The sequence below is a fragment of the Bacteroides sp. BFG-637 genome (assembly GCF_024793605.1).
GTDB lineage: Bacteria > Bacteroidota > Bacteroidia > Bacteroidales > Bacteroidaceae > Bacteroides > Bacteroides vicugnae.
This window is the reverse complement of the sequence record NZ_JANUPD010000002.1, coordinates 1142096-1166864: the sequence shown is the minus strand read 5'-3', so window position 1 is coordinate 1166864 and position 24769 is coordinate 1142096. Positions and strand designations below refer to the sequence as shown.

The 24769-nt window shown below is 43.1% G+C and carries 17 protein-coding genes; 2 read left to right on the top strand and 15 right to left on the bottom strand.

The window, feature by feature from the left end; genetic code table 11:
* Positions 1–23 precede the first annotated feature (23 nt).
* The 8 genes from NXX38_RS05005 to NXX38_RS04970 all read right to left on the bottom strand — a co-directional run bounded on the left by NXX38_RS05005 (position 24) and on the right by NXX38_RS04970 (position 14507).
* On the bottom strand, positions 24–1901 hold the full coding sequence (locus NXX38_RS05005) for a sodium:solute symporter family protein (RefSeq protein WP_148366823.1): 1878 nt from the start codon (positions 1899–1901) through the stop codon (positions 24–26).
* A 251-nt stretch (positions 1902–2152) separates the two neighbouring features.
* Positions 2153–3340, bottom strand: coding sequence for a glycosidase (locus tag NXX38_RS05000; RefSeq protein ID WP_258978729.1), 1188 nt, complete (start codon positions 3338–3340; stop codon positions 2153–2155).
* Positions 3341–3484: 144 nt separating this feature from the next.
* Complete coding sequence (locus tag NXX38_RS04995) at positions 3485–4663, bottom strand: hypothetical protein (protein WP_258978728.1); 1179 nt, start codon at positions 4661–4663, stop codon at positions 3485–3487.
* Positions 4664–4688: 25 nt separating this feature from the next.
* Positions 4689–6251: a glycoside hydrolase gene (locus tag NXX38_RS04990; protein WP_258978727.1), complete on the bottom strand. Its 1563-nt coding sequence runs from the start codon at positions 6249–6251 to the stop codon at positions 4689–4691.
* 34 nt (positions 6252–6285) lie between these two features.
* Positions 6286–7911: a RagB/SusD family nutrient uptake outer membrane protein gene (locus NXX38_RS04985; protein ID WP_258978726.1), complete on the bottom strand. Its 1626-nt coding sequence runs from the start codon at positions 7909–7911 to the stop codon at positions 6286–6288.
* A 38-nt stretch (positions 7912–7949) separates the two neighbouring features.
* Positions 7950–11015 carry a TonB-dependent receptor gene (locus NXX38_RS04980; RefSeq protein WP_258978725.1) on the bottom strand — a complete coding sequence of 1022 codons (3066 nt, stop codon included), beginning with the start codon at positions 11013–11015 and terminating at the stop codon, positions 7950–7952.
* Between the two features lie 531 nt (positions 11016–11546).
* Positions 11547–12464 carry an alkaline phosphatase gene (locus tag NXX38_RS04975; RefSeq protein ID WP_258978724.1) on the bottom strand — a complete coding sequence of 306 codons (918 nt, stop codon included), beginning with the start codon at positions 12462–12464 and terminating at the stop codon, positions 11547–11549.
* A gap of 795 nt (positions 12465–13259) precedes the next feature.
* Positions 13260–14507, bottom strand: coding sequence for a DUF2264 domain-containing protein (locus tag NXX38_RS04970; RefSeq protein WP_258978723.1), 1248 nt, complete (start codon positions 14505–14507; stop codon positions 13260–13262).
* A 188-nt stretch (positions 14508–14695) separates the two neighbouring features.
* Between NXX38_RS04970 and NXX38_RS04965 the strand changes: the two genes are divergently transcribed.
* A complete protein-coding gene (locus NXX38_RS04965; RefSeq protein ID WP_258978721.1) occupies positions 14696–16264 on the top strand; it encodes a DUF4832 domain-containing protein in 1569 nt (522 codons plus the stop codon).
* A 70-nt stretch (positions 16265–16334) separates the two neighbouring features.
* Here NXX38_RS04965 and NXX38_RS04960 read toward each other — a convergent pair whose 3' ends face one another.
* On the bottom strand, positions 16335–17315 hold the full coding sequence (locus tag NXX38_RS04960; RefSeq protein ID WP_258978720.1) for a calcium/sodium antiporter: 981 nt from the start codon (positions 17313–17315) through the stop codon (positions 16335–16337).
* 126 nt (positions 17316–17441) lie between these two features.
* Between NXX38_RS04960 and NXX38_RS04955 the strand changes: the two genes are divergently transcribed.
* The gene (locus NXX38_RS04955; RefSeq protein ID WP_258978718.1) at positions 17442–19292 is read left to right on the top strand and encodes a mechanosensitive ion channel family protein; all 1851 of its coding nucleotides are present in this window, start codon (positions 17442–17444) and stop codon (positions 19290–19292) included.
* Positions 19293–19310: 18 nt separating this feature from the next.
* Here the strand turns inward: NXX38_RS04955 and NXX38_RS04950 are convergent, their stop codons facing one another.
* The 6 genes from NXX38_RS04950 to NXX38_RS04925 form a co-directional block, all read right to left on the bottom strand.
* Complete coding sequence (locus tag NXX38_RS04950; RefSeq protein ID WP_195648805.1) at positions 19311–19775, bottom strand: hypothetical protein; 465 nt, start codon at positions 19773–19775, stop codon at positions 19311–19313.
* 20 nt (positions 19776–19795) lie between these two features.
* Complete coding sequence (locus NXX38_RS04945; RefSeq protein ID WP_148366811.1) at positions 19796–20449, bottom strand: hypothetical protein; 654 nt, start codon at positions 20447–20449, stop codon at positions 19796–19798.
* Positions 20450–20628: 179 nt separating this feature from the next.
* Complete coding sequence (gene ltrA / locus NXX38_RS04940; RefSeq protein ID WP_258978446.1) at positions 20629–22119, bottom strand: group II intron reverse transcriptase/maturase; 1491 nt, start codon at positions 22117–22119, stop codon at positions 20629–20631.
* A 232-nt stretch (positions 22120–22351) separates the two neighbouring features.
* Entirely contained in the window at positions 22352–22504 is a 153-nt protein-coding gene (locus tag NXX38_RS04935) for a hypothetical protein (protein WP_167511788.1), read from the bottom strand.
* A gap of 196 nt (positions 22505–22700) precedes the next feature.
* Positions 22701–23891, bottom strand: coding sequence for a THUMP-like domain-containing protein (locus tag NXX38_RS04930; protein WP_258978717.1), 1191 nt, complete (start codon positions 23889–23891; stop codon positions 22701–22703).
* A 68-nt stretch (positions 23892–23959) separates the two neighbouring features.
* On the bottom strand, positions 23960–24736 hold the full coding sequence (locus tag NXX38_RS04925) for a M15 family metallopeptidase (RefSeq protein ID WP_258978716.1): 777 nt from the start codon (positions 24734–24736) through the stop codon (positions 23960–23962).
* Between the last annotated feature and the right edge of the window lie 33 nt (positions 24737–24769).

The window sequence follows — 24769 nt, the reverse complement described above, 5'->3', positions numbered from 1 at the left end:
GTTAAGCTAATAATCTTTTTTCCTTATTTTAGTTGTTTCATTTCTTCATTATACCTTACTTCTTCTTTACACAAGGGTTTATACCAGGTTTTTCTTAGTATCAGTGTCGTAACCAGAAGTAACGCGATAGAACTCCATAACCCCAGTTGTTCGCGGACAACGAGATACATCGGAATGATCGTGAGGCTGCATTGCCAGATAATACCGATAACCACGTTGAATGCATCTCTTTTGAAGTTCTTGTTGGGCTGTATATGGGGGTAACGGGCTAATGCTTTTTCTTCAATCGGTTTCCACCATCCCCATGGACGTACACGGGTGTAGAAACTGATTAATGTTTCTTCGTCTGTCGGAGGTGCACTGTACGTTCCGGCAATACATCCTATCAGAGAGACACCGAACAGTACCGGGAAGAAGTAGAGCACCCATGCGTCGGGAACTGTAAACTTCATGACAATGGCTGCTATGACTCCGGCAGTCATTCCCCAGAAGTAACCTTCGCCATTGAAGCGCCACCAATGCCATTTCAATACATTGGCTGCGATGTATCCTCCGAAGAGTGCGCCTACAATCCATTGGAATATTTCATTGATGTCTTTCAGGAAGAATCCGATGATAGTGCTGACAACTACCACTGCAACAGAAATGATATAGCTGCTGCGTATCTGTGTTTTCACACTCGCTTTCGGATTGATATATTTCAAATAAATATCATTCACGATATAGGCCGGTGCGGCATTGACTGTGGATGCAAAGGTTGACATGAAAGCCGCCAGTAGTCCGGCTAATAGCAAACCTGCCAGTCCTGCCGGTACGTAACGTGTGATTAGGTGGGGGAGAATGGTCTCAAAATCGGTCCGTGTCACTTCCATTTGTGTCAGGCCGCCATCTTCCTTAAAGAAGTAGATAGCCAACAAGGCAAATCCCATAATCATCAGGTAGCGGGGAATTAACAGTACGACCGATACGGAGCCGCTCATCATAGCCGCTTCTTTAGGGGATTTGCAGGATAGAATTTTCTGCATATCATAGTTGGGTGCAGGTCCTGCCATACTCATAAATATTCCTTTGAGTAAAGCCATCATGACGAAGATACTAATCAGGCTATATGGTTCATTTGCCATGCGTTCTGTCAGGAGGTTCATTCGGCTGCTCCAGTCAATGTCCAATGTCCATCCGAAGAAAGGGGAATCCCATCCGGCGGGAACGAAGGAGTGAATCATATCCGGTGCTACCATTTGCATTCCGATAATAACGATCACGATACCTGCTACTGTCATAATCAGGAATTGCACCACATCTGTCCATACAATACTCAACATACCTCCGAGCATTACGTAGAATGTGGCAATAGCGGTAAAGAAGATACCATATACGTGGGGGACGTATTCTGCCGGAACATTGAAAGGAATGTAAGGAGATACTACTTCCCAGGGGATGAATATCTCCATAAACTTGCCAATACCTATGAAACCGTAACTTAGAAAACCTAAGACACTCAATAGTGCGAAGATGATAACAATCGTATGTGAAAGAGTAGACCCTTTACCTTTTCCGAAACGTGTCTTGATCCATTCCGCTCCGGTAAGTACATTGGAACGGCGGAGCCACACCGATAGATATATCATTAGAAATATCTGATTGAATACCGGCCATAACCAGGGAATCCAAAGGCTCTTGAATCCGTAAGCGAATGCCCAATATACCATTAGCATCGTGCCTGTGATGTCGAACATTCCGGAAGCATTGGACAGTCCGAGCATATAGAAAGGCAGTGATTTCCCTCCTAGAAAATAGGAGTTCATATTTTGGGCAGCCCGTTTTTTTAGAATAAGTCCGATGGCAATCATAGCGATCAGATAAACGCAAATGATGAGAAGGTCGGTAGTGTGTAATTTCATACTATAGGTTTGAATCGATTTATATGTTATGATCTTTGTGACAAAGGTAGGTGGAAAGCGATAACGAAACAAATATTATTTTAACTCATTCTGATACTATGTTGATATCACCTGAGTTTTCTTTTTGTATTGACATATTCAGTGATAGATGCGGAGATGCGGGTGGAAGTAGTTCTATATAAAGAGGAGAATGCAAAACTGCCGGTTTTTCACCGAAAAACCGGCAGTTTTGCGCTTTGTGCCTGAATACCTTAAAAATGAAACTGTTCTGCCAAGATCAGTTTGTTGGCTTCTACGGACTTATAAATGTTCTTTACAGAAGCAGCGGAACGGAAACCGTCCGCAGGTGTGTGGAAGCAATAGTCTATCAGTCTGTCGATTGTAGAAGTTGCCACATGCATACGAGTATCGGAAGAGGCATAATAGATATACACTGTTCCATTTTCATCAGCAATCCATCCATTAGAGAAAAGTACATTGGATACATCTCCTATCCTTTCTTCTCCCATGGGTGCCAGTAAGAAACCACCCGGTTCGGCAATGATCTTTGTCGGATCTTCCAAAGAAGTCATGTACAGATAGAGCACATAGCGCAGACCGGCGGCGCATGCACGGACTCCGTGAGCCAGGTGCAACCATCCTTGGGAAGTTTTGATGGGATGAGGCCCTTCACCGTTTTTCACCTCTTTGATGGTGTGATAATGACGGTGGTTTATAATGGTTTCTTCTTTTATTTCTGCATGGGTGATGTCGTCTATCAGTGCCCAGCCGATACCTCCGCCGTTACCGGCGTTGATAAAGTTATCCTGCGGACGGGTATATAAAGCATATTTGCCATTTACAAATTCCGGATGCAGTACGACATTGCGCTGCTGACTTTGGGAAATCAAATTAGGGAGACGTTCCCAGTTCTTTAAATCTTTGGTACGTATGATACCCGCTTTGGCTACGGCAGAAGACAGATCACCCAGCGCAGCGTTGGGATCAAGACTTTCGCTGCAGAAAATTCCATAAATCCAGCCGTCCTCATGGGCTGTCAAGCGCATATCATATACATTCGTTTCTTCGGGATATAAATCCGGGAGTTGAACCGGATACTCCCAGAAGTGGAAACGATCAATACCGTTAGGGCTTTCGGCAATGGCAAAGAATGATTTGCGATCATACCCCTCTACCCGTCCCATTACAAGATATTTCTCATTGAACTTGATTGCTCCTGCATTGAATACGGCATTAATGCCGAAGCGTTCCATAAAATATGGATTTGTCTCGGGGTTGAAGTCGTATCTCCATTCCAGTGGAGTATGGGCAGCCGTTAATATGGGATATTTATAGCGTTCGAATATTCCATTGCCTGGCAGTATCTTTTCATTTTCACGTGAGATGAGCATTTCGTATTCTTCCATAAGAACACGTAATCTGTTATCATATCTATTCATATCTATTCAAAATTAATAAAAAGAGACTGACCACAATACAGACAGATACAAGGGATATACTGTGTTGCAAGAACAGTCTCTTTTTATGTTTGTCACTTCAAAAGTATGGGGGTACTTTTAAAATACATGCGTCAAGTTTACAAATTATTGTTTAGTTATAAAATACGAACGAGCTGTACAGTTCGGTTCCGTAAAACTAACCCAATACCAGTCGTTTTCAACTTTATCGATACGGCAATTTTCTGCCGGATATTTCACACTTTTATCTATTGCATTTCTTGTCACCTTATACAGTACAGCGTTGCTCTTATCGCCCACTGTCAAGTCTCCTGTAAATTGGATGGCAAAACCGCTGGCATACGTTCCTGTTCCTTTTATAACCAGTTCGGACATGTTGAACTCTGCTGCGTGAGTTACTGTGCCTACTGCTGAGGTAGATAGGCTTTGGTAAGAAGCAGAACCGGCTATAAAGTAGCGATAAGACGGGTTTGTCAGATAAGGGTCGTCGATATATACCACATTGATGCTGATTGATTCCCCTTCCTGGTCACTGATAGTTATCGTCTTGTTGAAACGGTATCTTTTAAGACCTTCGACTACGACATCCGTTCCATTCTCCGCCATTGTACATTTCAGATAAGTGGCAGAGCCATTATTGACACAGGTATATTCTCCGTTACCGTCCAGAATCTTGAGAATCAGAGGTTCACCAATAGTCAGATAAGCAATTTCTTCACTGTTGTCGAGCACTAGTTGTTTGACTACTTTCACAGAAAGTTCAGCAGTCTTATTCAGTCTGTCGGTAACTGTTACGGTCGCAATGCCCGGTGCCAGGGATTCCACTTGGATATGTCCCTCTTCATCCACCGTAGCTTTGGCTATGGATTCTTTATCGACTGTCACTTTGTATCCTCTATTTCCTGTATGTATGTTAATCACTTTATTTTCACCCAGATACATTTTAGTGGATGAAACAGCCAGAACTAGCTCACTTAACTGATCTACTATAACTTTTACATTGGTACTCATTTGTGCCCAGTCGGTGATTGTCAGATTAGTGATGCCCGCTTTCAAGGCTGTCACTTTAATCATATTTCCTTCGGCAACGGCAGTGGCCACTTCTTCATTAGAACTGACTATCTTGTAGTTGCCATTTCCCTGAAGCATCTGAATCGTTCCTTGTGGTGCTTCATCAAAATTAATTATCAGCTCCTGTGTATCTGTCACGAGATTGTGATAGGAGGGATCTTCATCGTTACAGCCAGAGAAAATAGTAGCGGCTGCAAGCAGGAATCCTGCTAAATATAATAGATTTCTTTTCATGATATTCATTGTTTATTTAGGATGATTATTCAGCTCCAATGTCTTTCATTTTACCGGTGATGGTTACAACGCTAAATTTGGGAACAGTGATGGCGCGCAATCCGCTAAGAGACGGGTTTACTTTCTTACGCTGCCATTTTACACCCTCGTCTGACGTATATGAAATCATTGTCTGGAATTCTTTTCCCTCAATCTCCAGTTTAGTTTCGAAAGCTTTGCTTGTAGAGTTATTCACTAATACGATCGTATAAGTGTCGTCTTTAACATAAGCTGTCATTAACAGTTCTTTAGGGAAAACTTCTTCACCATTTTCAGGAGCAATCGTTTTTACGTCTACGCGACGGCTTCCCTCCGGAATGAACTTGGTGAACTGTCCATAACTATAATAGCGGGCGGCTCTTTCATAATTTGTTCCGGGTAGTGCCTCTTCCAGTCTGATAAGTGCTTCATTATTGGTACAAGGACGTGCGCCTGCCCACCATACAAATGCATTCAGATTGGAAACAGCCAGATAATTGTGGAAAGTAGTGGCCCATTGCATTGCATTTTTCCAGGATGGATCGTATGTGTCTGTAGAGCTGGTCTCTGTATTCCATATATGAATGTTATTTTCTGCACAGAGAGGTGATTGTACGAATTCAGTGTTACCGATTAAAGTATATCCATGAGCGGCTGCAATGATATTAGAATTTGCTAATTCGGGGCGAACCTTCAAACCGTTTTCAAGGAAGGTGACTCCCGCTTTCCACCATGAGTGTTCTCCAAAGATAATTTTCATATCCTGATAACCTGCCTTGTCTAAAGCCGGGCGAAGATTATCTTGGCAGAAATTTGCAAGATTGGTGTAACTCCAGCTACATCCATTCCAACCTGTTCCGCTACTGTTCGGCTCATTGGATGGTGAAATGGCATAAATCTTGATTCCGAATTTCTCTGTATATGCTTTGATGAAGTCTATCAGATAATCAGCGAATGCATCTTCCGAACCGGATTTCAAACTACCGCCGGAAGGCTTACCGTTAGATTTCATCGTTCCGGGAGGACTCCATGTGGAAAACATGAACTTTACATTTTTGTATTTCCTCTGGAGAATGTCCACTAACCACATTTGCCCCAACTGTACCTGTTCGCCGCATCCTGAACCATTAAAGTCTCTCCAGTAATCATTAATCATAGACGGATCATTGGCTGCCAGATTGAATGTGCGGTTAATGCCGAAGTCGATAACGTTGGTGACAGGATTCTGATAGTGTGGAAATACTTCTCCCCGGAATATGTTCAGTTTTAAACCATTTTCGCCAAACAGATCGTCCACTACGTCTTCACGCATCATATTATTCCAGATGCGGTGTGACCATTCGGCAAAAGCACATCCGAAACCATCAATAATCTGATGCTCATGTCCATCCCCGAACTGCATTTTGATGACAGCCTCGGTGGTTGGTTCGGCAGAGAATCCGTCATCTTCATCGGTTTCTTCTACCGGATCAGGAATGTAGACATCACTGTGACTCAGACTTCCGTCGTCACAAGAGTATCCTAGAAATAGGAAGAGGGATACGAATAATAATGAATATATCTTTTTCATATTGTTTCTTTATTAAGTTAATCTTGTCTGGACATTATTTCCATAGACTGGTTTGCACCATGGCAGTATTATTGTTCAATTCACTTGTCGGTATAGGATAGTAAAGGTGCTTTTCCTGAAAATTTTCTGCACCCTGCTTCCCGTTGGCCTTGAAAATCAATTGAATTTCGCTGACAGAATACCAACGCTTGAGATCATAAAAACGGTGACCTTCTCCGAAGAATTCCAATAAACATTGATGTTCGATTTCAGTCATAAGTTCCTCTTGTGCGAAAGTCTTTTCCTGAAGTCCTGCTCTGTTGCGGATTAGTTTTAAAGCATAGTTGGCACCGTCCGGATCATTGGTTTTGGCACATGCCTCGGCATAAAGCAGCAAGACTTCCGCAAAACGCATCACACGTAAGTTGCTGGACCTTCCTTCCTTATTACCCATATTATCCGGTGCTTTATCATCTACATAGTATGCGGTATTTTTCTTGATTAAGAATTTACCTGCCGTTCCGTTGACATTGAAGCTGGGAGCTCCTCCTGCCATTTTACCCTCATTACCTTCCCAAAGCTCGTCCATCGAGTAATTGTTTCCATACCATTTTTCGTTGGGTACTTTGTCGCCGTAGTTGGCTGCATCAAAGAAAAGACTGGCATACATACGTTTGTCAAACTTGGTATCTGCATCGCTCGGGCGAGTTTCTTTGGTGAATTCTCCTACGATGAAAGAGTTCGGCATCAGTTTGGCCCATCCGCCGGATTTTACCGGACCGATAAACTGTGGTATATAGCAACCCAGACAGATTCCACTTTCGTTGCTCCATGAGTATTCTCCGTCGGGACTGTATGCTATTTCATACACGGATTCTTTATTGAACTCATCTTCATTTGTGAAGTTCTTACCGAAGTTGTCAACCAACTCATAAGAATAAGGAGCTTTTAATAATGTTCCTAATAATTGCTTGGCTTCCGGATATTTATGTTGGGTGGCATATACTTTACCCAACATTGCGATAGCAGCGCCTTTGGTAACCCGCTCTTTGGCAGTGGTGCGTTCTACGGGCAGATTGCATTTGATTGCGTTACCCAGATCTTCTTCCACTTGTGTCCATAATGCTGCTTCAGTGGCAGGCCCTTTGTTGGTTTCATCTTCGTTAGACGGTATCAGTCGCAAAGGGACTTCTTTGTAGTTGTTGACTAACAGAAAATATTGATAGCCGCGCAGAAAGAGCGCTTCGCCCTTAATCATCGAACGATCTTCTTCCGTAATGCCCGAAGCCGGTACCTGGTCGATATAGCGTAATACGATATTGGCACGTTGGATACCCGAATAAAGCGCTCCATAAGGATCGTTGCCGGTGGACGGTGAATTCAGGAAGTTTGCAATATTCCACATGGGAACTTCTTCTCCTTTGATGGTGAAGATATCGTCGCCGCGACCGTTGAGGTTCAGCCAACCGTCGAATGCGCCGAAGTATCCGTACATGGCTCCTTTTATAGGGGAATAGGCGGCTGCCAAAGCACTTTCCGCATCTGCTTTATCTTTCCAGAAGTTGCTTTCAGTGAAATGGTTAGGGTCCGACAGATTCAAAAAGCTGGATTCGTTGCACGATGTCAGTGCTCCGGAAAGAAGAGCTGCCATGCACATATATGATAACCAATTTCTTTTCATGTTTATAGACTTTTAATGTTTAATATTAATTTAAGGCATTACAGGTTAACTTGTATTCCGAATGAGATGGTGCGGGGCAATGGATAACGTCCCTGGTCGATACCTCTTGAGAATACGTTGTAGTCAACACCGGCAACAGTACTTTCACCCAAATCCGGAGTATAACCCGAATATTTGGTCAGTGTGAATAGATTTTCCATTGAAGTGTATATTCTTACATTCTCAAGTTTGACTTTTTTGGTCAGGTTTTTGGGCAATGTATAGCCGATATCCAATGTTTTCAGACGCATATATGAACCATTCTCAAGCCATCTGTCGGAGTATGCCCATTTGTTGTCTGCACCATCTGTTTTAGAGAAGCGTGGAATATCGGTGTTCTGATTGTCCGGTCTCCACGAGTTTGCCAATACAGTGCTCATATTTCCGTTGAAGTTTCCTGATTCCAGGCGATAACGCGGATAATTATAGATTTTGTTACCTACCATACCGTCAAAGAAAAGGTTGAAGTCGAAGTTGTTCCACTCACCACCCAGTCTGACGCCGAAAGTGAAATCGGGGAAAGGGCTTCCTACATCATGCTGGTCGTCTGTATTAATCTTGCCATCACCGTTCCAGTCCTTGTAGCGGATATCGCCGACCTGGGCTCCGGGTTGAATGAGTTCGCCGTCTTTGTTCTTGTAATTGGCAATCTCTTCTGCCGAACGGAACAAACCGTCTGTTTCAATCAGGTTGAAATAGGACATGGAATGTCCTTCGGCAAACATATTGATACCACGACCACCGGCACCGTGTGCGCTATAACCGGAAATCATCAGATTCTGGCCGCCCAATGTGATTTTCGTTACTTCATTCTTGTCGGCAGCGATATTGGCACCTATATAATAAGTGAACTTATCTTTGATAGAACCCCGATAATTCACGGCAAATTCAAATCCCTTATTTCGTACCTGTCCTGCATTTTGGATCGAGTTTCCGCTGATACCGGTAGATGCGGTCGAGGGAATAGGCAGCAGTACGTCATTGGTGTTTTTCACATAAGCATCGGCAGTGAAAGTTAATTTTCCGTTCAGCAGGCTGACATCCAGACCGATGTTATATGTTTCTGTATTTTCCCATGTCAGATTGGCTGGTGAAATAGCCTGTACATAAGGCATGGAGCCAAACCATGGTGAATTGTTCGATACATAGTTCATTCCATCCGATACTACACTTTGCGTAGGATAGTAGCTGGTCATTTCCTGATTACCGAGTTTACCGTAGCTGAAACGTAACTTCAATTGGTCGAATACATTTTCCAACGGTTTGAAGAACTTTTCGCGGTTAATGTTCCATCCGATGGAAGCGGATGGGAATGCACCATATTGATGCCCTTTCTTGAAACGTGACGAACCGTCGCGACGGATGGAGGCAGAAAACAGATAGCGGTCGTCGAATGAATACATGACACGTCCGAATAGAGATACTAATGCCAGTTCATTCAGGCTGCTGGATGCTTTCAGGTTGGACGGATCCACATTGCCCGGCATTGTTTCTATGAATTGGGCCATATCGCTATTCTTTCCATATAAGCTGTGGCTTTTGTCTTTCTGCGCAGAGTAACCGGCGAGAAGTGACAGGTTGTGTTTGCCGAATGTACGGTCGTAGTTCAAAGTATTCTCTAAAACCCACGATTCCCAGGTGGATGATTTTTCTTCCAGGTCGGGTTTGTCATTCTTTCCAAATGTACCTAAATCGTATGCATCTGTATATTTGCGCCATTTAGTATGTTCTTTTCTGATACCTACGTTGAGCTTGTATTTTAATCCTTTGATGATTTCCGCTTGCAAATAGGCATTGAGGAAAATTCTGGTTGTTTCAGTTCGCTCATCATTGACTGTCATTTCTGCCAATGGGTTGGGTAAGTTGATATCGTTGGAAGTACCCCAGCCCCCTGAATTCGTCGGGTCATATACGGGTACAACGGAGGGAAACTGGAAGATGTCGAACATTGTATCCTGATGAATGTAGCCGCTTCCTTTTGTCATGTTTACAATCATCGATTCACCTATGGTTAATCGATTGTTCAGGAAAGAATAATCGCTCTTCAGGCGGATATTATAAGACTCATGATCTGTATTGCGCAATATACCCTCTTTGTTGAGATAACTTACGGATGAACTGTAAGAACCATTTTTCGAACCGCCGCTGATTGTAGCATTGGCTTTGTAGGTCATGGCGGTGCGTAACATTATATCCTGCCAGTCTGTACCCTCACCGATAAAAGGGGTTGCCCCGTTTTCTGATCCGTAACCGTCGCCCGCCAGACGATAATAACGTGCGAAACGACTGTATTCTTCTCCATTAAATACTTTTAGGGTTTTAGGGGTGTGGCTGATGCCTGTGAAGAAGTTGATATCCAATTTGGTTGGCATATCTTTACGGCCGCTTTTTGTAGTGATCAATACCACGCCACCTGCTGCACGTGAACCGTAGATGGCTGCTGCAGCAGCGTCTTTTAATACCTCGATAGAAGAGATATCATTCGGATCGACCATGCTGATGTCGCCGAATGCGCCATCAATTACATACAGTGGATTGTTGTTGGATAATGAACTGATACCGCGTACGTTGATTGTCATCGTTCCATTTGGATCACCGCTGGAACTTGCCACTGATACTCCGGGTATCTTTCCTTGTAATGCTGTCGCAGCATTGGAAGCAACCTGTCCGTTAAGCTCTTTGGCACTAACCGAACTTACAGCTCCCGAAAGATGGCTTTTTTTCACTGTACCGTAACCGATAACTACTACTTGTTCAAGAGCAATATTATCTTCTTCCATTGAGACGTTGATCGGAGCACCGGATGTAACTGCTCTCTCTATTTGTTTCATACCTATTGCTGAGAATCGTAAAATATCTCCTTGGTTTGTTTTGATGGAATATTTTCCATCCATGTCTGTTACTGTGCCGGTGTCCTTTCCTTTAATACTGACTGTAACTCCAGGTAGAGGTTCATTTGTTGCAGCTTCTGTAACTATACCTTTTATTTCAATATTCTGAGCAGCTAGTGGAATGCTAGTTATGCAAAGAAAAAGGAATAGTAGAAAATGAATTTTTCTTCTCATAATTTATTGTATTAGATTATAAACTCTGTTCAATTATTGATTGATCCATGGAAACCTCAAACAATAATTGGATGATGCAAAAGTATGGGATAATATAGTGATAGACAAGTATTATTTTATCCTATTCTAATACTTTTCTGTAATGTGGTATTAAAATATGCTTTTGTCCTTTTTTTAATGGAGGAATATAAATAGGTTATTATTAGAATGGGAAAGCGTATATCGATTAATGGATCTTATGTCGTGGCTTTTGATTGCTTTTTTATTATGTTATTAAGAGGCGAAGGTTAAAGGATATGGATTCTGATACAAATATTATTTTGTAATTAACAACAGTGAGAATCTTATTTTATTATTCTTGTAAAAAAGAACTAGGTTTTGACTTATGAAAAAGCCGCATAATATGATTATATTAACGAATGTAGTAAACAGATATAATAATATCAGAGATATACGACTATTGCTGGATTTTGTATAAAGTAAAAAGAGAAGCTAAATAGTGTCTAGCTTCTCTTTTATAATCTCAAAAAATTATTTGAAAACCGCCTTCATCGGTCTGCCAATCCAAACTTGTGGTTGTTCAAGATTGAAAATAGATGCTATTGTAGAAGCTACATCGTATTGCATCATACTTATGTCATCGAATCTAAGTCCTTTTTTGATATTCTTTCCGGAAATGATAAACGGAGTTTCCATTTCTTGCATTGTTTTTCCTCCGTGTCCTTTGTTGATGCCTCCGTGGTCGGAAGTTAAGATAAAAATGGTGTCATCCAGGATTCCTGCGTCTTTTACTGCCTGAACGATTTGGCCGACATAAGTATCCAGTTCTTTGAGCTTTTCATAATATGCAGGAGTGTCATGCCCTTCAGTGTGACCGGTATGGTCGGGACCATCGTAACAGATAGCAACCAGTGCCGGCTGTTTTTCTTTAATATAAGCAGATGCCATATTTCCTAATTCTTTAGGAGTTTTGTTGCAATCAGCAACGTGATAATGATAGCTCATGGAAAGAGTATCTACCAAATATTTAATCCCCTCCCATTCGTACAAGCAGCCGATTTCTGCTTCAGGACGAGCATCACGCAGCAATTGGAAAACTGTTGGGAAAATGCCATGCTGGTTTAATACTCGTGAGGGAAGTTCCGGAGTTTTAGAGCCCCACTCGGTATATCCGTGCAGTTCCGGTCCGGCTCCCATGAACATGGAAGCCCAGTTGATGGCACTGGACGAAGGAAGTGCGGAGCGTTTCTTTAATGTATAGGCTCCGTCCTCCATTAATTTTTTGACATTAGGCATATCCGCTTTGGGGAGACTGTATGCACCCCAGCCGTCCAAACCGATGAAGACAACGTGTTTGGCTTTGTCTTTTCCTTTGGCATTACAAGAATATGTGAAACAGAAGAGTAATGCGAATGTAGCAAATAAAGTGAAAAGGTTTTGTCTATTCATGATACTTTTATTTAAAGGGTTAATGTTTTATTCGTTGTTTAATGAGATGTTGTAATTGACGATAAGCAAAGGTAGGGCTATTTTGAACGGGAGACAAATATAATATTAGCAGATACTAATACTTTTTTTCTATTTCCTTTGAAACTACATGATTTGCTTTTTGATTTTCTTATTTGGTAACTGGTTTTTTAGAGAGAAAGGATGTGCTATTAATATATGTAAGAAAAATATCACGTAGTATTTGTATGTAATATTGACTATATAGTGACCTTTCTTGTTAAGATATGAATAAGCCTGCTGTTTTATAGAGATAATATATTTACAGCTCTATAATAAATCCGAATATCGTTTTTAATAAATAGTTGAAGAGTTTATTAAGAACGGTATTCGAGTTTATTAGAAACTATTTTTGATGAATATCAGAAATGTTTGTGAATTATATAAACAAAATGGGAGAAAATCAGTGCTGATCTTCTCCCATTCCTATTCTTGTATATATGGAAATATATGCTTGTTAATACGTATTTATGTCTTGATATTTATATGTTTCATCTTGCTTTTCTTCTTTTTGTTTTCTCAAAGATACGAAATAAAACAGGAGAAGTCAAGGGTTTGGCTACTATTAAACTGTTCTCTTCTTTACTTGTTTCATCCACAACACAAAAAAGTGATATTTATTGATTTTCTTACTTATAAGGAATAAAAACAAGGAGCTGTGTTACATGATAGTTTCCATTCGTAATGGATAATAGTTTCCAGTGCAACTGGAAACTATTATATAATGCTGATTATCAATTACTCCTCATGATAAGAATGATCTCTTGGAAAATCCTCTCCATCCCATGCCTTTTTCGAAGTCCAGGGCTGTGAAGCATCTGTCCAAAAGGGATCGTCGGCAGGAAGGCCTAACGGTAGAAAAGCAAGGGAAGCCATATATAAACTGCCATTGTTGGTGTAATAGTCCGAAATGCCGGGTTGGGAACCGTTGAAACCTAGTGTAAGAAAACCTTTCTCATTGAAATTGCGGTTATTTCCAAACATGCGGTTGATGACGGCCGTCATGCCGGCACGTACTTGTCCGTTTGTCAATTCTTCAGGAAGCCATTTGCGCCAGGCGAGTAATGCCAGTGTTTGCAGTGAACCGGTGCGGTAAGTAATGGAACGTCCGACAACGGGCAGTGTTCCTTCCGGAGAGATGAGTCGTTCGAGGATCACTCCGAATCGCTGTGCACGCATGATCGCTTTGTGGTAATCGCAGCCGGGCATGTTCCATATCTTTTTATGTTTGCCGGCTTCGGTGATAATTTCCAATGCTTCGATATACATGGGGTGTATTACGAAACTATTATAATAATCGAATGCGAAGTTGGGGCCATCCGAATACCAGCCGTCACCTACGTACCATTCTTCTATCTTTCGTAAAGAAGAGCTGATACGATAGGTGTCGCTGGGTGCGCCTGCTTTTCGAAGAAACGATTCGACAGTTGCGCTGAACAGTAACCAGTTGCTGTATGAAGGGTCCACTCGTCGGAGTTGGGTAAACTCATTGATATATCGTTGTTTGGTAACACTGTCTAAAGGCATCCATAAAGCATCGTACCCTCTTAAAAAACTCTCTGCAATATACGCTGCATCAACTAAAGTCTGTCCTTCCTGACGCCACAGCAGATAATCCGGTGCTGCAGGGTCAACAGCCTGTTTATAGCTATTCAAAGCCCATTCCCGTAGCTGCTTGCGTTGTACGCCTTCTGCCGTATCGTCATCCGGTAATGATAGCCAGGGAGCCAGCCCTGCCATCAGTCGCCCGAAACACTCCATGTAAGTAACCTCTTTATTGCGACCATCCCATGTCGGGCTCAGTTCTACAAGCATATTCTGTTTCAACAGGCCGTCACTCATATTCTTTAATACAGGGGTCGCCATCTGGTACATTATTTCACACCAGATCTCTCTATCATTTTTTTCTGTTTTCTTTTCAGCAGTCATACTTTCTGCCGGAAGCAGCAGAATGAAAAGTAAGAGTAGCCAATTTTGTTTTTTCATGTATTACCTTAATTTTTGAGATGCAGGCAAAGGTAGGGCAATTCCTGTCGTGGGACAAATACAATCTTAGCATTATCCAATACTTTTGCATTATTTATCCCAAACTGATACTTTACTGTGCGAAATGAGTGATAACGGATGGTCGTGTTTCGATTTGTTATATATTTGCCGGCAAACAATATATTACTATGAAGAAGAACTGGATGTATGGCAGTGTAATAGCTGCTTTATTTGCCTTGTTGGCAAGTGGATGCGGTGATTCCCGGCGGACTGTTGAGTTTCGCGGAATCTGTGTCGATGATTTACACGGTGAGAATGGGCTCTATAATCCCGGAAGAGGATTCCGGCTGGAGACAGCGGTAGATGTGCTGCATGAAAAGGATAGCCCTACAAAAGAGCTGGTAGAATTGTCGGAGAAATATGTGGCGGATAGTGTTTCGCTGGCTCAAAGCTATTTCTATCTTACCTATTTAATCGGTGAAAAACTATCGGAGGAAAACTTCCTGACCATGCAGGCGTATTTCGATGAATTGCAGAAGCAGGGAAAGAAAGCCGTATTGCGTTTTGCTTATGAAAGAGATTTCATGGGAAGAGCTGCCGTTGGCCCCACCGGCGAACAGATTCTGGAACATCTGGACCAGCTGAAACCTTTCCTGGAGAAGAATAAAGATTTGATTCTGGTGGTGCAAGCCGGAATGATTGGAGCATGGGGCGAATGGCATAGCTCTATTCAGGGGCTTGAGAACTCGGAAGAGACAAAGGCTGCGGTATTGGAAAAATTACTGTCAGTAGTGCCCGAAGGCAGAAATGTGCAGGTGAGACTTCCGGAATTTAAAAACTTGTTGAAAGATAAACCGGAACTGTATAAAAGGCTTTCATTCCACGATGATTTTATCGTCATACGACCTGATAGATGGGATGCCGACATGCACGAAGGGACTGCCAAATTCGATCAAATCGTAGCAGAATCTCCTTATCTGGTAGTAGACGGAGAACTCCCCTGGGGATTCTGGAGCGTAGGAGCCGATCCCGACAGTCCGTCTGCCGGATGGATTATTGACGGACTGCAAGCAGCGAGACGTCTGTTCCTCCAGCATTATACTTCTTTGAGCGTTATCCATAATTATAAGGAACAGCATCCTAATAACAGATTTGATGAGAATAATCCTCCCGAATATTCCATGATTGTCTGGAAGAAGACAATGATAACGGAAGATTCTCTTCGCCAGCATCTCATGCCTGTGTCCGACAGCTATTTCCGGAAACAGGACGGAACGAAAGTGAAACGCAATATGTTCGATTATATACGCGACCATCTAGGCTATCGTATAGAATTGCAATCCCTTCAATTACCGGATCATCTGCAAGCAGGAAAAGAGAACCAACTGACTCTGAACCTGGTGAACAGAGGTTTCGCCACCGTCTTCGGAGAACATCCGGTTTATTTTGTATTGATTGATGATAAAGGAAAAGTGACAGAGCTCCTGACTGAAGCCAGTCCGTTGGATTGGCAACCTTTCCAACCGGGTGATATATTATGTAGACCATTGACACATTCTGTAGAACAAGCTGTTCAGTTACCCGGTTCAATGGCTGCCGGAGAGTATAAACTAGGTCTGTGGATACCTGATGGTTCAGATCGGTTGAAGTATAATCCCCGTTATGCTATCCGTTGTGCAAATGGGAATACTACTTGGTGGACATCTGCCGATGGAAAATATGGTGTAAATATACTGACGACTGTCGAGGTGAAATAAATATCAGAGTTTAATTGGCTAGTGGGAATAAAAGGCTTCCGGTGTTACTGCCGGGAGCCTTTTATTATTTTCAGGTATTATAAATCAATACCACCGTATATGCCACATAACAAAATATCATAATTCCTCCTTCAATTCTCGTAATGGTCCTTTTGGCAAAGAACAGCCCGAATAACCAAAGCAGAATACCGGAACCTACTAACGTAAACAGGTCGAAATTGGTGATTCCGCTAAGACGGAGAGGCGTGATGCTCGCGCTACACCCTAGTACAAAGAAAATATTGAAGAGGTTACTACCGATCACATTTCCGATGGCAATCTCCGGATTTTTCTTTAATGCGGCAACGATAGACGTAGCCAGTTCCGGAAGAGAAGTACCTCCCGCCACCAAAGTCAGTCCGATAATCGATTCGCTGACACCCAGATTGCGGGCGATGCCTGTGGCACCGTCGACAAACAACTGACCTCCAAAAATAAGTGCAGCCAGACCTCCGATGATATAAAGAATGGATTTCCACCAGGGCAGTGATTTGATTTCTGTTTCCTCTTCTATGACCGGGTGTCCGGCATCTCCCGTTGTGGTAGGCTTGGAGGCAATGGCAAAAGTGTAGCCCATGAAAATGACAAAGAAGCAAAGCAACAGCAAACCGTCTACCCTGTTCAGGATATTTTCTGAAGCTTTATCCAGAAAGACGTCATTGGCACAGATCAGCAGGACAATAGAAGAAAGTATGCAGAGTGGTATCTCTTTTCTAAGTGTATTGCGGGTGATGACTATTGGGGCAAATAATGCCGTGCAGCCCACAATCATCAATGTATTGAAAATGTTGCTTCCCACTACGTTGCCTATGGCAATATCCGCACTGCCTTTGAGAGCGGAAGATACACTGACCGTCAGTTCAGGGGCGGAAGTGCCGAATGCGACAATGGTAAGACCGATCACGATGGGAGGAATGTGGAAACGCTTGGCTACCGAGGCGGCGCCGTCTGTTAATCCGTTAGCTCCTAGAAGAATGAGGATTAATCCCCCGATGAGTAGCAATATATTCATGGTTTTTCTCTTTTAGTGGCAAAGATAATCAATTTGGAAATGGTAATGTCAAAAACAATCCGTATGTTTGCTCTGTTTTTAATGAAAAGTTTGATTAGCCTTAATTATAATCAAGGAATGTAAGGTATGGAAAAAAATAAAATAAAGCGGTCGTTACTGGTGTTGTTCCTTTCTTTCCTGGCAATCGGGGCGCAAGCACAGCTGGAACAGGCTGTCAAGAAGATATTTGCCGGAGATACAATAACGAACGGACATGTTCCTTTGAGACGGGATTCGGATTCTATCCATCTGGCGAATATGCGGAAATCATTGGAAGAAGCCCGGCTCAACGAGGCGAATATGCGGATGGAAATGGAACAGATGAAGCTACAGATGGCTTCCGCCGACTCCGTAAAATATGCCCAGCAGAGACAGCGTATCGACTCTTTACGCCAGTTCACTAAAGGAGTGCCGGTAGTGGCGGACGGCGATACCTTATTTTACCTTTTTACCAAACGTGGAGGATATACTCCCCAACAACGTGCTCAAATGACCGGTGCGGCGATTGAAGAAATAGGAAGACGCTTTAATCTACGCCCCGATTCTGTTTCTATCGATCATTCGGACATTGTTTCCGATTTGATGTACGGCAGCAAAGTGCTGCTTTCTCTTACTGATCAGGATGCTTTGTGGGAAGGCGTCTCACGTGATTCGCTGGCTAAAGAAAGACAGCAGAATGTCATTACCAAACTGCATGAGATGAAAGCGGAGCACGGACTTTGGCGAATGGCAAAGCGTGTGCTCTATTTTGTGTTGGTGATTGTGGGACAGTATTTCCTGTTCCGCTTGACCAACTGGCTGTTCCGTAAACTGAAAGCGCGTATCCTACGTCTGAAAGATACGAAGATAAAACCGGTATCCATTCAGGGATATGAATTGCTGGATGCGCAGAAACAAGCGAATCTGTTAGTATTCCTGTCCAGTATCGGGCGGTATATACTGATGGGATTGCAGCTACTGTTTAGCGTACCGTTAATTTTCATCATCTTCCCGCAGACAGAAGGACTGGCATATCAACTGTTAGGGTATATATGGAATCCGATTCGCGGTATTTTTGTGGGGATTATCGACTATGTTCCCAAGTTGTTCACTATCATCGTTATCTGGTATGCCGTGAAGTATCTGGTGCGTCTCGTTCTGTATCTGGCGCGTGAAGTGGAAGCAGGACGGCTCAAAATCAACGGATTCTACCCGGACTGGGCGATGCCGACTTTCCATATCGCCCGTTTCCTGCTCTATGCATTTATGATTGCGATGATTTATCCTTATCTGCCGGGTTCCGATTCCGGTGTGTTCCAAGGCATTTCGGTATTCGTCGGATTGATCGTTTCATTGGGATCAAGTACGGTGATCGGTAATATTATAGCCGGACTGGTGATTACTTATATGCGTCCGTTCAAGATGGGCGACCGGATCAAGTTGAATGATACCACGGGAGATATTATTGAAAAGACTCCCCTTGTTACCCGTATCCGGACACCCAAGAATGAGGTGGTGACCGTACCTAACTCATTTATCATGTCGTCTCATACGGTAAATTATAGTACTTCGGCACGTGAATATGGACTGATTATTCACTCGGAAGTATCTATCGGTTATGATATTCCCTGGCGACAGGTTAATCAGATTCTGATTGATGCTGCATTGAACACTCCCGGAGTGGTAGATGATCCGCGTCCGTTTGTGTTGGAAACCTCTTTAAGCGACTGGTATCCGGTCTATCAGATCAATGCATATATCAGGGAGGCAGATAAAATGGCACAGATTTATTCGGATTTGCATCAGAATATTCAGGATAAATTTAATGAAGCCGGCATTGAAATTATGTCGCCACACTATATGGCTGTACGGGATGGAAATGAGACAACCATTCCCAAAGAGTATCAGAAAAGCAATAATCCTTCCAATAAGGTGGGAGAAGAAAATAAACCTGAATAGTTATTACTGTCGCCGCCGTTATTGCTGTTGTGTTGTATAATGAATATCAAAACGTCCGTTAGTCAGACGTTTGCCGTTGCCGAAGGTTGCACTGATAATATTCAATTCTGGGTCGAAATGGCTTATAAAAGCTGTTCCGTCTTCCAGTTCTTCTCCTCTGAACCGTATATCGGTGAGAGTTGCTTCTTTGCCTTCTTTGGGGGATAAAATGGTGAAGTGTATGTTGATGTCAGGCTTGACGGAAACATTGACGGATAGTTTGTCCTCCTCCGGATAGTAGTGGAATGAATCATACGTCCATACATACGAGTGTCCCCAATTCAGGTATCGTCCTCCCACATAAATCCATCCGTCCATCAGACAGCCAAAGGTGTTGGCACCTGTAGTGGTGGCAGGAGGTAAAACTGTGATGTCGATCGATTCGTCTTCCGTACAGCTCCAAAAGCTGATGATGGAGAAAAGAATAAGTATATATTTCTTCATAGTGCTTTTTTTAGTGAATGTTAGAAATAATAGGATAATCCCGAAGTGATATTTATTCGTGTGAGGTTAGCATCAGCATTGCCATCGAGTTTTACAATGACCTTTTCTCCATGATAGTGGGTTCTCATTCTGAGTAGTTCGCTATACATATATTGTACTCCTAAACTGACTCCCAGATTGGGATTCAGCTTATAGGTAAGATTGGCATTGGTCAGGAGACCAATAGTAAAGGCTCTCACTTTTCGTGCTTTGCCGAATACCTCACTGTTGTTTCGTAGAATGACTCCACCGGGACCGGTTGTTACCCGGATTTGCCAATGCTTGGTGTTGGCATTACACATTCCGATTTGAGTGCCGATGAAATGAACCCATAAATGATCCTTCCCTTCCGGATGACTTCCTTTGGAAGAAAATCCGGAGTAGATTCCTCCAAAGACAAAACGTTTGAGAGGGCGGAAATTATATTGTCCATCCCAGCTCACGCCTTGTGCGAGTGTACGTTGGTAACTGTGAGTGCTTAACGTCAGTGTGGGAGGGTGATGGAACATAATGCCGTAGCCCGCGTGAAAAGAGAACTCGTGTCGCTCAAAATCTCTCTGTGAGAAAAGTGGAGTGTGACAGGACAAGGTGAATGCGATTAGTAATAGAATCGCTTTTATGGGTGTTTGATTCATTTGGATTAGTTTAGATTGTGTTTGTTATGTAGGTCGGCGGCATTGCTGCCGCTTTCCCCATTAAGAACTGTACGTGCGACTTTCACCGCATACAGCTCCGATAATTCTAAATTTAATTCTCATAAAATTAAATCGGCTCATAATCATCTTGCGATGACTTGTTTCCGATAAAGTTTTCTTCACGCACGTTGACGGGCACTTTTGAGTTTCCGCCTTTCGAAGTATTCGTCCCATGATGGGTCGAACGGATTGGCCTCGCATCTTATCTTTGTGTGTCGCTTGATTGGAATTTCTGTCAGTTGCTGTAATGTGAACTTATCCTTTATTTCTCCACATACATATTCAAAACCGAAAATCCAATTTCTGCCACCTTTTCGGATAAAATACTTCTTCCTTATCCATTTCCTTGACTTGTCGGTATGTCTGCGATATGACCATCTTTTAAGTTGATTTATTAAGATATGGTCACATCGGCAGAACACCTCCTTTGATACCACATGGCTGTAGTAGTTACCCCATCCCTTTATTATAGGATTGAGTTTCTCTATCAGCTCCTGCTGGGATGATGCCTTACCTTTGGTCAGCACAACCTCATGCAGCTTGTCAGTGAAACGTTTCTGACTTTTCTTTGACGGCTTTATTAACAATGTGCCGTTGTACTTCCGGACATTGAAACCTAAAAAGTCAAATCCGTCACTGATATGTGTTATCAGTGTCTTCTCATCGGATAGGGTAAGTCCTCTTTCCTTTAGAAAAACTGTCAACATTTCCTTTATTTCAAGTAACGTTTTCCTTTTGTCAGCAGTGACAATGAAGTCATCCGCATATCTTACGAGATTGACTTTGGGGCAGTAAAGTTTTCCATTGACATAACTTGCCTTGTACTTCTCTTTGAGCATCCTTTCCATGCCGTCAAGAGTTGCATTTGCAAGTGTCGGTGAAATAATGCCGCCCTGTGGTGTCCCTTCAATAGTCGGTTGAAGCAGTCTGTTGAATACAACTCCACTTTTCAGCCATTTTCTTAATATCTGCCTGTCGATTCGTACGTTATCGAGAAGCCATTCATGGCTGATATGGTCGAAGCAGCCTTTTATGTCTCCCTCCAATATCCATTCGGGAGAGCAATCCCTGCTTAGCCATCTGTGAAGCGCATCTATCGCATCTGCCGTACTTCTGAACTTTCTGAATCCGTAAGAGTTTGCATCCGCTTCACTTTCCGTTATGGGTTCCAATGCCATAAGATACAGTGCCTGCATGGCTCTGTCTTTCATGGTCGGTATTCCCAACGGTCTTGTCTTGCCGTTTGCCTTAGGTATGTTAACTCTTTTCAATGGGAGGGCTTTATATCCTCTCCGTGTCAAAGAACGTATAGCTTCTATTTTATTGGCATCGGTATCCCACTTTATGTGGTCAACCCCTGCCGTGCGTTTACCTTTATTGGAGGTCACTTTCCTTACTGCCAATGCCTTGGCTTCGAACGAAGTGACAAGCAGGTGCTGCAAGGCTTTAACCTTGTTGTACCTCTTTTCTTTATGAGCCTTTGCTATTCGGACTTGCAGCTTTCTGACCTTTCGTTCACATTTGGAGAAGTCAATGCTTTTCCATGTTGTGTTACGCTCGGCTGAAGATGCACACTCGGCTTTCGCCTTGCTCCTTTGCTGTTTCTTCATTTCGTTAAAGTTCTACAATCGTTTCACAAAGAATTACCCTGCGGAAGTCTGCCTGCTTTCGCATGAGGTGACGTTTAAACCTCTATCTTCCGCATTACACGGAAGCGTTCGCTTTCTCCGCAATCCTTTACCCGCACATCATTCGGCTTCTCTTGCGATTGGCTTACCTGCCCGATAAAGGACAGGAGAGATACGGGCTTACCAAGTTCCGTACAAGTAACTTACGACCGACTTAAAGTCCGCCCATCCACCGGCAGTGCTGCATCCGTGTAGTCCTGAAAAAGAGAGAACTATCCTGACTGCCCGCCATTTTGGCTATAGCTTGTAAATATCCGTAAGCTATTCTTTTGTTACGATGGTGCAGCGGTTCACATACGTTACTCATATCGGTCAGCCTAACAGCCTATACATTGGATATTTCTGCATAGAACCATATTGTCAAGAGGGCTTCGCACCAAACAATTACTCGTAAAGCACGCCTCTTTAGGCTACTGTTGACGGAACAACAGGTTCAGACATTATGCTGAACAATTACTTGTACGACTTCTTGTCGCACCTTTTTTGCAAAAATAGAAAATAGTTCAGACTTTCTCACAGCGAATCAGAACTTTTTGCCCATTGTTTAATGTACTGGCAAATAAGTAGGTATCTCCTCCTTCAGCCAAATGGATTCGTTTGCGGAGTTCGGCTACTGTGGCGGGGAAGTTACGGACAGTCACATTTGCTTTTTTCAGGTCTGCCAGATTCTCCTTTACTTCTTTTTTATTGAAACTGCACTGGTTGACAATACGGAATATTCTTCCGGGGAAGTTTTCAATGAAAGTGCCGGAAGTATAAAGATGGCTGTTGGGATGCAATTTGCGGACAGGGTAAGCTGCTGCAATGCTACGGAAAGCACCGGCTTTCAGAAGGGAGGCATTCGGTTCGTAAAGATAGGTTTCTAAAGAATCCGTATACGTACATTCGCTGCATTGCTCCTGTTCGCGGGTAAATACAAAGTGTTGTTCTTCTTGAGTCCCTTTCGTGGAGAGGTTCACGCAATGAATGGAGATTTCTGACGGTGATGTTTGTCCGAGTAGGATGAGTAGTTCCTTACATTCGTTGTTGACGGACAGAATGTGAACTTCTTGTGTATGTTTCAGCTCTTTCAGTGCCAATGAAAGATCGAGCATGGGGGAAAGTTTTATCATTACCCGGTTGGCTTTTTGAAGTAAAAGCTCTTCCAGTTCGGCTACGTTTGGTTCGCAGTCGGAGATGGCAACCGTTTTTCCGCCGTGCTCATTGCGGCGCGCAGGGTCGAGGAAGAGGCAGTCTACGGGGGACATTGCTTGCAGGTAGGTTACTCCATCTTCGTTTCTTATGTTGATATGGTTTAGATTCAGTACGGGAAAATTATGTGCTGCTATTTCGCAGAGTTCCTCTTGACGTTCTACGTAAGTGGCGGACTTGAATCCGGTGGCAAGAAAAGAACAGTCAATGCCGAATCCGCCGGTGAGGTCGGTCAGAGAATCTCCCTGCAAAAGACGTGCTTTGTAGCGGGCGGTGATTTCTGAAGAGCATTGTTCTAGCGACAGATGTTTCGGATACCATATCTTTTCCATCTCCCACCATGAGGGAATCTTTTCGGCCGCTACCTTCCTTCCTGCAATTTGGGTGATGGCAGTCGGCATATCTATATCCGGGTACTTTTTAGCTTGTAAAGCCAGTGCACGTACATCGTCCGATGAATGTTCGCGAATAAAAAGTTGGGTTTCAGGAGAGATTTGCATCATGGTGTTATTGTGTTATAGGATATTACAATGAATCGTCGAGCTCTGATTATGGGGTTGTTGAATGTCGGTTATGGTATTAACTTATACTTCTGTTTGGCTACGTCCCGGCTGCAAAAATTGAAATGCCACCATTCGCTGGGTAATGCACGGAATCCGGCCTCTTTCATCACCTTTCGTAGCAGTAACCGGTTCTGACGCTCCGTTTCACTTATTTTTCCATTATGTACCAGCTCGATCTCGTCTGTGATGTGTGCTTCCACGCCTAAATGGTCTACTTTGGTTCCCATAGGCAGGGGCTGTCCCAGAGAGTCTTGGATACTGATGTCTACTGCCAGTCCGTAGTTGTGTAATCCGCCTCCACGGTTGGGGTTGGAGACATATTTATATTTGGACGTTCCTTTCACTACGTTCCACATCTTTTTCTGTACTGACATTGGACGTGCCGCATCGTAAATGATAAGACTGTAAGACGGGTGTAGTCTCTTCAATACTTTTTGTGCTTCTATCAGAGCGTATGCCGCATCCGGATGCAGGTAGGCTTCCGTTAAGTTGTCGTAAAGCACTTCACCCGTGAAATTATCAGCCTGTGTATACATTAGTTTTACGACGAGGCTGCTGTCCAGATCAACTATATTGATGAGTCCTAATGAGTCCATGTAGAGAGCCATTTCGCTTCGCTCCGGTGGCGAGACGGTGGAACATTCTTCGCGCGGTTGTATATTCTCCGGCGTATGTTCGTATTCTACGAGGGGGATGCTTTCCTTTTCTTCTTTATGACTCGAAAGGAAAGAGCATCCTGTCAGTAGCAGACAGAGGATGGGTAAACTATACTTCAGAATGATCATTCAGCCTTTTGTATTTAGTGTGCCAAAGATACT